The 10,248-nt window shown below is 60.8% G+C and carries 12 protein-coding genes; 9 read left to right on the forward strand and 3 right to left on the reverse strand.

Annotated features, from left to right (window positions below):
- Positions 1–367: 367 nt before the first annotated feature.
- From BLV67_RS12155 to BLV67_RS12175, 5 genes are all read left to right on the forward strand, one after another.
- Positions 368–1,345, forward strand: coding sequence for a DUF2333 family protein (locus BLV67_RS12155; RefSeq protein ID WP_407015981.1), 978 nt, complete (start codon positions 368–370; stop codon positions 1,343–1,345).
- A gap of 2 nt (positions 1,346–1,347) precedes the next feature.
- On the forward strand, positions 1,348–1,884 hold the full coding sequence (locus tag BLV67_RS12160) for an NUDIX hydrolase (RefSeq protein ID WP_065930608.1): 537 nt from the start codon (positions 1,348–1,350) through the stop codon (positions 1,882–1,884).
- 183 nt (positions 1,885–2,067) lie between these two features.
- Positions 2,068–2,439 carry a translation initiation factor Sui1 gene (locus BLV67_RS12165; RefSeq protein ID WP_012722004.1) on the forward strand — a complete coding sequence of 124 codons (372 nt, stop codon included), beginning with the start codon at positions 2,068–2,070 and terminating at the stop codon, positions 2,437–2,439.
- A 212-nt stretch (positions 2,440–2,651) separates the two neighbouring features.
- Entirely contained in the window at positions 2,652–4,565 is a 1,914-nt protein-coding gene (gene speA / locus BLV67_RS12170; protein WP_056860452.1) for an arginine decarboxylase, read from the forward strand.
- A gap of 180 nt (positions 4,566–4,745) precedes the next feature.
- Positions 4,746–5,609, forward strand: coding sequence for an alpha/beta hydrolase (locus BLV67_RS12175; RefSeq protein ID WP_069786895.1), 864 nt, complete (start codon positions 4,746–4,748; stop codon positions 5,607–5,609).
- 8 nt (positions 5,610–5,617) lie between these two features.
- Here BLV67_RS12175 and BLV67_RS12180 read toward each other — a convergent pair whose 3' ends face one another.
- From BLV67_RS12180 to BLV67_RS12190, 3 genes are all read right to left on the reverse strand, one after another.
- Positions 5,618–6,046: a hypothetical protein gene (locus tag BLV67_RS12180; RefSeq protein WP_069786896.1), complete on the reverse strand. Its 429-nt coding sequence runs from the start codon at positions 6,044–6,046 to the stop codon at positions 5,618–5,620.
- Between the two features lie 117 nt (positions 6,047–6,163).
- Positions 6,164–7,507 (reverse strand): MATE family efflux transporter, encoded by a 1,344-nt coding sequence (locus BLV67_RS12185; protein ID WP_069786897.1) that lies wholly within the window; start codon positions 7,505–7,507, stop codon positions 6,164–6,166.
- A gap of 3 nt (positions 7,508–7,510) precedes the next feature.
- Positions 7,511–7,804: a hypothetical protein gene (locus tag BLV67_RS12190; RefSeq protein WP_017136733.1), complete on the reverse strand. Its 294-nt coding sequence runs from the start codon at positions 7,802–7,804 to the stop codon at positions 7,511–7,513.
- A gap of 154 nt (positions 7,805–7,958) precedes the next feature.
- Here BLV67_RS12190 and BLV67_RS12195 point away from each other — a divergent pair, with 154 nt between their 5' ends.
- From BLV67_RS12195 to BLV67_RS12210, 4 genes are read left to right on the forward strand one after another with little or no spacing between them, the layout of a single operon-like run.
- Positions 7,959–8,267: a MazG-like family protein gene (locus BLV67_RS12195; RefSeq protein ID WP_065930604.1), complete on the forward strand. Its 309-nt coding sequence runs from the start codon at positions 7,959–7,961 to the stop codon at positions 8,265–8,267.
- Positions 8,260–9,009, forward strand: coding sequence for a methyltransferase (locus tag BLV67_RS12200; RefSeq protein ID WP_065930603.1), 750 nt, complete (start codon positions 8,260–8,262; stop codon positions 9,007–9,009). The genes BLV67_RS12195 and BLV67_RS12200 overlap by 8 nt, the downstream gene beginning before the upstream one ends.
- A 24-nt stretch (positions 9,010–9,033) precedes the next feature.
- Positions 9,034–9,636 (forward strand): DUF4136 domain-containing protein, encoded by a 603-nt coding sequence (locus BLV67_RS12205; RefSeq protein ID WP_065930602.1) that lies wholly within the window; start codon positions 9,034–9,036, stop codon positions 9,634–9,636.
- A gap of 45 nt (positions 9,637–9,681) precedes the next feature.
- Positions 9,682–10,239: a DUF4136 domain-containing protein gene (locus BLV67_RS12210; RefSeq protein ID WP_069786898.1), complete on the forward strand. Its 558-nt coding sequence runs from the start codon at positions 9,682–9,684 to the stop codon at positions 10,237–10,239.
- The last annotated feature ends 9 nt before the right edge of the window (positions 10,240–10,248 follow it).

Consider the following 10,248-nt stretch of genomic DNA (forward strand, 5'->3'; position numbering starts at 1 on the left):
CATGCTGAGGTCGACTGATGGCTCTATGCTAGCACCTCTTTTCTGTTGCATGAGTGTCATACGTCAATTAAGTACACGTCTTGGGTATTCATTTATCGACTCAATGGTCGCGCTGCGTAAAAAGCGTGCATCCTTTATAGTCGAACGCCTCCCACCTGCCACGTTCGGTTAAAAGCCCCGCGCCGATGGGCACGATGGGGTAGGGTTGTGGTCGGAGTGTTTGACCGCACCCGGACAATTGACGTGCATGAACTCAAGTGATTGAAAGGATATCGCCATGCTGGACTGGAAAAACCGTGCAGGCAGTGCCAAAGGCCCCGCCCCTGAGCCAAAGTCGACCCAACGCGGCTACTTTCGCAACCTGCTGATGAGCAAAGCGCTGCTCAGCGTGCTGGCCTTGTACCTGTTGGTCACCGGCGGCCTGGGTTGGTACTGGAGCGAAGAGCCGGCGCTGTTCCCGGTCCAGCAAAACGCCCAGCTTGCCGCCGAGAAGGAAGGCAAGCAGATGGTGATTGGCTACACCACCGTCGAAACCCTCAAGACCGTGGTCGGCACCTTGCTGAACAAGCCCGGTGGCTACATTTCCAACGACCGTTTCCCGCCAGGCCTGTGGATGGACAACATGCCGAGCTGGGAATACGGCGTGCTGGTGCAAGTGCGCGACCTGACGCGCGCCCTGCGTAAAGACTTTGCCCGTTCGCAGTCGCAGTCGGCTGAAGACGCAGATTTGGCCAAGGCCGAGCCGCGCTTCAACTTCGACAACAAGAGCTGGGTGCTGCCGTCCAGCGAGTCGGAATACCAGGAAGGCATCAACTCCCTGAGCCGCTACGAAGCGCGCCTGTCCGACCCGAACCAGAGGGGCGCGCTGTTCTATGCCCGCGCCGACAACCTGAACAACTGGCTGGGCGATGTCGCCACGCGCCTGGGGTCGTTGTCGCAACGTCTGTCGGCCAGCGTAGGCCGGGTAAAATTGAACACCGCACTGAAAACCGAAGCCCTGGCGCCGGGTGAAGTGCCGCAGGTCGATGAAGAAGTGGTGGAAACCCCATGGATGCAGATCGACAACGTGTTCTACGAAGCCCGTGGTCAGGCGTGGGCCTTGTCGCATTTGCTGCGTGCGATTGAAGTCGACTTCGCCGACGTGCTGGCCAAGAAAAACGCCACCGTCAGCGTGCGTCAGATCATTCGCGAGCTGGAAGCCTCGCAGGAACCGGTATGGAGTCCTATGATTCTTAACGGCAGTGGCTTTGGCATCCTCGCCAACCACTCGTTGGTCATGGCCAACTATATTTCCCGGGCAAACGCTGCAGTTATAGATTTGCGTCAGCTCCTCAACCAGGGGTGATGATGGACGCTACTCCCAACGAGGCCGCACACCGTGTGGCCTCTGATGCTGAACTGATCTGCTGGGTCGACGAGCAGGACAACCTGCTCGGTCACCTCGTCAGGTCCGACCTGCGCCAGCGCGGCCTGATCGGCCGGTGCACCTTTATCTTTCTGTTCAACACCGCCGGTGAGCTGTGTGTGCACCGACGCACCCTGAGCAAAGCCCTGTACCCCGGTTTTTGGGACACGGCGGCAGGTGGCATGGTGGCGGCGGGCGAGAGCTACGCGGTGTCGGCTGCTCGTGAGTTGGAAGAAGAACTCGGGGTGGGCGGTGTGGAATTGGTCGAGCATGACCATTTTTACTTTGAGGACGGTGATAGCCGGTTGTGGTGCACATCTTACTCGGCAGTGTGGGATGGCCCGCTGTGCTTGCAGCCCGAAGAGGTCATGGAAGCGCGGTTTTTGCCCCTTGAAACGGTCCTGCAGGAAGCTGAACTCAAGCCTTACTGCCCGGATGCTCAAGAGGGCCTGCGGCGCTATCTGGCCTCACGTCGCTAAAGTTGCATAAATTGGCGCTATTTGGCCCTTAGCAATCGGGCTTTTTGCCGTTACACTGCGCGCCTTTTCACCCGAACCGCCTTGGCGTTTCGGTAGCGCTGCCCCTGCCTGAGTGGGGCTTCGCGGTCGGTAAGTTGCCTTAGCGAATACCGATCAGTCTTTGTCCTCCCAAGAGGATTGCCGGTGGCCAAAAAAGCCGCATCCTTCGCCGCCCTTGGTGGCCTGGTATTTTCCACCGACGCAGGTCGACACTGCCCGGACTGTCGTCAGCCCGTGGATTCGTGTACCTGTAAACAGACCCTGATCCCTGAAGGCGACGGCATTGCCCGCGTACGACGCGAGAGCAAGGGCCGTGGCGGCAAGACGGTGACCACCATCACCGGCGTGCCCCTGGCCGAAGAGGCCCTGAAGGAACTCGCTACCACGCTGAAAAAGCGCTGTGGCACCGGTGGCGCGTTGAAAGACGGCGTCATCGAGATCCAGGGCGATCACGTCGAGTTGCTGTTGGCCGAGCTGATCAAGCTGGGTTACAAGGCGAAGAAATCCGGCGGCTAGCCGCCTCTGTGAAACCCACCCCGATGACCGCTTTGCTGAACGCGAACGCTCGTCTCCATGGTTTTCACAGAGCCTGTTCCTGACCGGTGTCTAAACTCTGCCCTGCGAGTGGGGTCTACCTTCCTTACAGGCAAATCGTCATTTTCATTCTTTAGACTTCGCCAGCCTTGCAACAAGGCGTGGTGATCTTCGACTTTATATAGGGGACTTCGATGTCCGTACGACGCACACGCAAAGACGATGGCAGCCAATGGACAGTTGCGGACAGCCGCAGTGTTTATGGGATTCGCCATTGGGGGGCCGGGTATTTCGCGATCAATGATGCCGGTCGCGTTGAAGTCCGTCCGAACGGCCCGAACAGCACGCCGGTTGATCTGTACGAGCAAGTCGACGAGCTGCGCAAAAGCGGCCTGTCCTTGCCGCTGCTGGTGCGTTTCCCCGACATCCTGCAAGACCGTGTACGCCAACTGACCGGCGCGTTCGATTCCAACATCGAGCGCCTGGAATACCAGAGCAAGTACACCGCGCTGTACCCGATCAAGGTGAACCAGCAGGAAGCGGTGATCGAGAACATCATCGCCACCCAGAACGTGTCGATCGGCCTGGAAGCCGGCTCCAAGCCTGAGCTGCTGGCCGTGCTGGCCCTGGCGCCGAAGGGCGGCACCATCGTCTGCAACGGTTACAAAGACCGTGAGTTCATCCGCCTGGCGCTGATGGGCCAGAAGCTTGGTCACAATGTGTTTATCGTGATCGAGAAAGAATCCGAAGTCGGCCTGGTGATCGAGGAGGCTGCAAGCCTCAAGGTCAAGCCGCAGGTTGGCCTGCGTGTGCGTTTGTCGTCGCTGGCGTCGAGCAAATGGGCGGACACCGGTGGCGAGAAATCCAAGTTCGGTTTGTCGGCGGCGCAATTGCTGTCGGTGGTCGAGCGCTTCCGCGCTGCCGGCCTGGACCAGGGCATCCGCCTGCTGCACTTTCATATGGGTTCGCAGATCGCCAACCTGGCCGACTACCAGCACGGTTTCAAGGAAGCCATTCGTTACTACGGCGAACTGCGCAACCTCGGCCTGCCGGTCGACCACATCGACGTGGGCGGCGGCCTGGGTGTGGACTACGACGGCACGCACTCGCGTAACGCCAGTTCGATCAACTACGACATGGACGATTACGCCGGTGTGGTCGTGGGCATGCTCAAGGAATTCTGCGACGCGCAGAGCCTGCCGCACCCGCACATCTTCTCCGAAAGCGGCCGCTCCCTGACCGCCCACCACGCCATGCTGGTGGTGCAGGTCACCGACGTTGAAAAACACAACGACGAAATCCCGCAGATCGAGAACAAGGAAAGCCTGCCGGAAACCGTGCAGTGGCTGGTCGACCTGCTGGGCCCGACCGACATCGAAATGGTCACCGAGACTTACTGGCGCGCCACTCACTACATGAGCGACGTGGCCACCCAGTACGCCGACGGCAAGCTGACCCTGGCGGAAAAAGCCCTGGCCGAACAGTGCTACTTCGCCGTGTGCCGTCGCCTGCACAACTCGCTCAAAGCCCGTCAGCGCTCGCATCGCCAAGTGCTGGACGAACTCAACGACAAGCTGGCCGACAAGTACATCTGCAACTTCTCGGTGTTCCAGAGCCTGCCGGACACCTGGGCGATCGGCCAGGTGCTGCCGATTCTGCCGCTGCACCGTCTCGACGAAGAACCGCTGCGCCGCGCCGTGCTGCAAGACCTGACCTGCGACTCCGACGGCAAGATCAAGCAATACGTCGACGAGCAGAGCATCGAGACCAGCCTGCCGGTGCACGGTTTGAACGAAGGCGAAGACTACTTGCTGGGTATCTTTCTGGTCGGCGCTTACCAGGAAATCCTCGGTGACATGCACAACCTGTTCGGTGACACCGACTCGGTGAACATCTACCAGCGTGAAGACGGTTCGGTGTACAGCGCCGGGATCGAGACCCACGACACCATCGAAGACATGCTGCGCTATGTGCACTTGTCGCCGGAGGAGTTGATGACGCACTACCGTGACAAGTGCGCCAGCGCGAAGATCAGTGCCAGCGAGCGTACGCAGTTCCTGGATGCGTTGCGTCTGGGTTTGACGCGTTCGTCCTACCTGTCCTCATAAGTACACTGCTCCCAGGCTGACAAGATCTCAAAGTGACAGAGATCCAGTGTGGGAGCGGGCTTGCCCGCGATAGCGGTGTATCGGTCAGCACCTTCAGGGCTGACACACCGCCATCGCAGGCAAGCCCGCTACCACATTTGGATTTTCGTTTGGTCGTACCTTCTGTGTGAGGTCTGAACGATGTCGAGCAAATGGCTGCAAGCGTTAACCCTGGCAGTCGCCGCATTCCTCTCGGCCTGCTCTCCGATCAAAGTGCTCAACGCACTCACCCCTACCAACACGTTCACCAAAACTTCATCCATTGCCTACGGCCCTGACCCGCGTCAGCAGCTCGATATCTATCGCCCCGTCACCGCCTTGCCAAACGCCCCGGTGGTGGTGTTCTTCTACGGCGGCAGCTGGAACAGCGGCTCCAAGGATGATTACGGTTTTGTCGGCGAAGCCCTGGCCTCTCGTGGCATTGTGGTAGTGATCGCGGACTACCGGCTTTACCCGCAAGTGCGTTACCCCGCTTTTCTCCAGGACGGCGCCCAAGCGGTGGCCTGGACTCACCAACACATCGCCGAGTACGGCGCCGACCCCAAGCAGCTCTACCTGATGGGCCATAGCTCCGGTGCCTATAACGCCTCGATGCTGGCACTGGATGCGCGTTGGCTGAACGAGGTCAAGCTGTCACCCTCGATGCTCAAGGGCTGGATCGGCCTGGCCGGGCCCTATGACTTCCTGCCGATTGAAAACCGCGATGTGCGCCCGGTGTTTTTCTTCCCGGACTCACCGCCCGATTCCCAGCCCATCAACCACGTCAGCCATGACGCACCGCCGAGCCTGTTGATCGCCTCGGTGAGCGACACGCTGGTCAACCCCACGCGCAACACGGGCGGGCTGGCGAAGAAACTGCTCGAAGCGGGTGTGCCGGTCGAGACGTTTTACTTCACCAGAACCAGCCACGCGACATTGGTGGCATCCATTGCCAAGCCGTTGCGCTGGCTGGCGCCGGTGCTGGATCAGGTCACGGCGTTTATCCGCTCCACTCCAGGCCGGTGAGGCTGGCTTTACCGGACTATCAGGGTGTACTTGGCCGAGCTTTCGGGGCTGCTTTTCTCCATCGCGACAGACTGCAGCGTGTTTTGCGCTGAAGGGCTGACTGTCCAGCCATCGTCATTCTCCATCAGTGTTCGACCCTGTGGGGGTACCGTCGTTGTTATGCCTAGTCGTGTCACGACGATGTGATAGTTCGTTTGATTCACAATCTCCACGCCGGCCGGGATGACGGGCTGCGTGGGGAGTGCTGACGGATCGTCATCCAGTTTGAACGACCATTCGGCCGTGTCCGGAGTGACTGGCGCAACCTGAACAGGCGGTTCGGCGACGGTTTCGGTTGGAGGCCTGGCTTTTTTCTTCTTGGACTTACGAAGCACCGCGACAGCTATCAAGACGACCACTATCAACGCGCCGATAATCCAGTAGGTGTTGTTGCTCATGGGGTTCTTCCTTGAGTTGAAAGGTGATCGCAGCCTGAGGCCAAAGACTCTTCAGGCGCGATCTCCATTCAACGCCGGAACGTCAGCGTTGTAACCTGTGAGAACTGACAGGGCCAATTACCCCAGCCATTGATTACGTTTGTTCAGCCGCCAGGCGATTGCACACAGCGTGAGGCTACGCAGGGCCATGAACACCAGGAAACTTATCCACAGCCCGTGGTTGCCGTAGCCCTGTAACAACCACGCGAAGGGCAGCAGTATCACCACGGTCAGCAGCATGCCATTGCGCATCTCGCGCGCGCGGGTGGCGCCGATGAACAGGCCGTCCAGCAGGTAGCTCCACACCGCAATCAACGGCAGTACGGCCAGATAGGGCAGGTAAGTATCGGCGGTTTCACGCACGCTCGGGATGTCGGTTTGCATGGCGATAAACAGGTGCCCGGCGAAGGTGAACAGCAGCGCGAACCCCACACTGGCAATCAATGACCAACCACAGGCAACCACCAGCGAGCGGCGCAACGCCTGGCGGTCATGCGCACCGATGGCGTGCCCGCACAGGGCTTCCACTGCGTGGGCCAAACCGTCGAGGGCGTGGGCGGTCAACAGCAGGCCGTTGAGCAACAGCGCATTGGCCGCCACGGTGGCATCGCCCAGACGGGCGCCTTGCACGGTGATCATGAAAAACACCGATTGCAGCGCCAGGCTGCGCATAAAGATATCGCGGTTCACCGCCAGCAGTGGGCGCCAGCGTTGCCAGCGCTTTAATGCCGCCCAGGCGATATGCCCGGGATACGCGCGCAGGGCTTTTTGCGTGAGGGCCAGGCCGAGCAGGGCGCCGGTCCATTCGGCGATAACGGAGGCGCGTGCGGAGCCGACCACACCCCACTCCAGGCCGAGTACAAACCACAGGTTCAAGGCGATGTTGACCAGGTTGGTAGTCAGCAGGATAGCCAGTGGTGCGCGGGCATTTTGCGTGCCGAGGAACCAGCCGACCAAGGCGTAGCTGGCGAGCGCGGCGGGCAGGCCGAACAAACGCGTGTGGAAAAAATCGCGAGTCAGCTGGTTCAGCTCGGGCGAGGGCTGCATCCACTCCAGGGCCAGATGGCTCAGCGGGATGCCCACGGTGCCCAGCAGCATCGCCAGCCCCAGCGCCAGCAGCAAACCTTGCAGCAGGATTTGCCTGAGTGCCGCGCCATCCTCGCGCCCGGCGGCTTGTGCTGCAAACCCGGTAGACCCCATGCGCAGAAAGCCCATGGCCCAGGCCAGGAAGGTATACAGGCTGGCGCCCACCGCCACGGCGCCGAGTTGATGGGCGTGGGGCAGGTGGCCGATGACCATGCTGTCCACCAGGGCCACCAGCGGCACCGAGATGTTCGACAAGATCATCGGCGCCGCCAATGCCCAGACGCGGCGATGGGTGGAGCGGTCGCGCCAATCCGTCAGCAGGGTGAGTGTTTTCAAGTATTAATGCACAACCCAACTGAGCAACCACAGCCCCAGCATCAACCAGATAATCCCCATAATGATGGACGCACGCATAAACGCACGCACCGCCGAGTACAGCAACATCAACCCGATGATCAGGGCGGCGATGCTGATGATCGAGGTGTCCATGCCCAATGTGCGCGACAGGCCTTCAATAAAGTTGCCGCCTGCGTGGGTCAAGGCGCCGAACAACCCGCTGAGCCCGTCGACGATAAAGCGGATGACGGAACCCAGTGCCTGGCCCAACCATTCGAAAAAGCTTTCTACCTGCATGTGTGTGTCCTGATGAAGAGGGGGGCGTCGCTGAGCCTTTGGTCGTTATTACACCAAGCGAGTTCCCTTTTAGCATAGAGGTTGATGCGTTACAGGGATTCACTTGCCTTCGCCCGGCATCCGCCCGAAGCTATACACCTTCAGGAGCCCCCGCATGAACCTCGAACACCTCACCGAACGCTTGCACCGTATTCGCGATACCAACGACTGGAAGCGCTTCCACAGCCCAAAAAACCTGGCCATGGCCGCCAGTGTGGAAATGTCCGAGCTGGTGGAAATCTTCCAGTGGCTGACCGAAGACCAGTCGCGCCAGCTGCCGGCTGACAAACTCGCCCACGCCGGGCAGGAAGTCGGCGATATCGTGCTGTACCTGCTGTTGCTGTGCAGTGAGCTGGGCCTGGACATGAACGAAGTGGTACGCGCCAAACTGGCCGACAGCGAACGGCGGTTCGCCCATGAGTGACCGTCACTTCGACCAGTTGGCCACGCGCTTTGCCGAGAAGATCTACGGCGGCGCCAAAGGCGCGATTCGTCTGGCGGTGTTGCAGGCCGACCTGACTGAAGCCTTGCCCGAGCGACCGCTGCGCGTGCTGGATATCGGCGCGGGCCTGGGGCATATGTCGTTGTGGCTGGCCGAGCGTGGTCATCACGTGACCCTGGCCGAGCCCGCCGAGCCGATGCTTGAAGGCGCCCGTCAGCGGTTTGCCGAGGCGGGGCAGACCGCGACCTTTATCCACGCGCCCTGGCAGCAATTGCTCGGCCAGCTCACTGAGCCTTACGACCTGGTGTTGTGCCACGCCGTGCTCGAATGGCTGGCCGAACCTCACGCGATTCTGCCGGTGCTGCACCAGCTCACGGTGCCCGGCGGCTGGCTGTCGCTGGCGTTCTACAACCGTGATGCGCTGATTTACCGCAACCTGCTCAAAGGCCACTTCCGCAAAATGCGCAAGAACGACATGGCCGGCGAGAAGCAAAGCCTTACCCCGCAACAGCCGCTCGACCCACGGGAACTGGCGGCGCAACTCGAAGGGCTTTGGCAGGTCGAAAGCCAAAGTGGCGTGCGGGTGTTCCACGACTACATGCCGGTGGAATTCCAGGCCCGCGCCGATCTGCAGGACTTGTTGGAGATGGAACTCGCTCACCGTCGTCACCCAAGCTTTGCCGGGCTTGGGCGTTATTTGCACTGGATCTGCCGTCCGGTTTAAGCGGCCCAGTCTGCGGAGGTCGAAATGCGTCGTCTCTGTTTGATCCTGTTATCGCTGGGCGTGAGCGCTTGCTCCACGCCCAACCCCTACGTGGCCGCCTCGACCCCGATGCCGCCGGCTCCGGCCCAGGCGGCCAATACCTTTGATGCCAGTGCCTACCCGGCGCCGGTGCGCGACTATGGTGCCTACCGCAGTTGGGGCTGGCTCAACGGCCAACTGCCGGCGGGCACGGCCTGGGCCGATTCGGCGCAAATCGCCGAAGCGGTCAGCGGTGCCCTCGACCAGCGCGGCTTGCGCCCCTTGCATGACAACCGCGCTCCCGACCTGCTGGTGAGCGCCGATGTGCGCCTGGAAAAACGCCTGCGCCAGGTGCAGGACGACTATGGCTACGGCTACGGCGGCTATAACCGCTATGGCAATGGCTACGGCATGTACAACACGGTGCCGGTGGTACGCACGTATGAGGTGACGGTGGCGGTGGCGCGCGTGAGCCTGTTCGATGCCCGCACGCGCCAGCCGGTATGGAGCACCAGCGCCGAAACCACCAGCCAGGGCAGCCTGAGCGAACGCGCTGATGCATTGCGTGAAGCGATGCAAAAGGCAATGAGCGCTTATCCACCCAGTTAGCAGCTATTCTCATCTCAGGCTGATTCCGTCTTTTGGAGAACACCCATGCTTCGTCGCCTTGCTGCACTAGCCGTACTGGTCTTGTTGAGTGGCTGCCAGACCAGCCAGGTCAACCACGACTTTGATGCCAGCCGCGATTTTGGCGCCTACCGCAACTGGGCCTGGAAAGACCCAGCGCTGCAATACCGCCCGGATGATCCTCGGATCAAGAGCGACCTCACCGAGCAACGCATCCGCCAGGCCGTGGGTGAGCAACTCGACCAACGCGGCCTGCGCCCCGCCGCCGCGGGTGCCAAGGCCGACCTGAATGTGCAGGCCTACCTGATCGTCGAAGACCGCCAGCAACAAGTCACCACTAACTACGGCGGCGCCTGGGGCGGCCCGTGGAATGGCTACTGGGGCGGGCCGATGTACAACGAAACGCGCAACATCACTTACAAAGTGGCGACCATCCAGATCGACCTGCTCGACGGCAAGGACGGCAAACTGGTATGGCGTGGCAGCGACGAGCAGATGATGGCCAGCACGCCGAACCCACAGGATCGCAGTGATGCGATTCGCAGCACAGTGAGCAAGATCCTCTCCAACTACCCGCCGCACTAACGACCACCG

Source organism: Pseudomonas salomonii (genome assembly GCF_900107155.1).
In the GTDB taxonomy this organism is placed as follows: Bacteria; Pseudomonadota; Gammaproteobacteria; order Pseudomonadales; family Pseudomonadaceae; genus Aquipseudomonas; species Aquipseudomonas salomonii.

Coding starts and splice junctions, on each gene's coding strand:
- BLV67_RS12155 (WP_407015981.1), top strand. CDS start 368: ATGAGCAAAGCGCTGCTCAGCGTGCTGGCCTTGTACCTGTTGGTCACC.
- BLV67_RS12160 (WP_065930608.1), top strand. CDS start 1,348: ATGGACGCTACTCCCAACGAGGCCGCACACCGTGTGGCCTCTGATGCT.
- speA (WP_056860452.1), top strand. CDS start 2,652: ATGTCCGTACGACGCACACGCAAAGACGATGGCAGCCAATGGACAGTT.
- BLV67_RS12175 (WP_069786895.1), top strand. CDS start 4,746: ATGTCGAGCAAATGGCTGCAAGCGTTAACCCTGGCAGTCGCCGCATTC.
- BLV67_RS12180 (WP_069786896.1), bottom strand. CDS start 6,046: ATGAGCAACAACACCTACTGGATTATCGGCGCGTTGATAGTGGTCGTC.
- BLV67_RS12190 (WP_017136733.1), bottom strand. CDS start 7,804: ATGCAGGTAGAAAGCTTTTTCGAATGGTTGGGCCAGGCACTGGGTTCC.
- BLV67_RS12195 (WP_065930604.1), top strand. CDS start 7,959: ATGAACCTCGAACACCTCACCGAACGCTTGCACCGTATTCGCGATACC.
- BLV67_RS12200 (WP_065930603.1), top strand. CDS start 8,260: ATGAGTGACCGTCACTTCGACCAGTTGGCCACGCGCTTTGCCGAGAAG.
- BLV67_RS12205 (WP_065930602.1), top strand. CDS start 9,034: ATGCGTCGTCTCTGTTTGATCCTGTTATCGCTGGGCGTGAGCGCTTGC.
- BLV67_RS12210 (WP_069786898.1), top strand. CDS start 9,682: ATGCTTCGTCGCCTTGCTGCACTAGCCGTACTGGTCTTGTTGAGTGGC.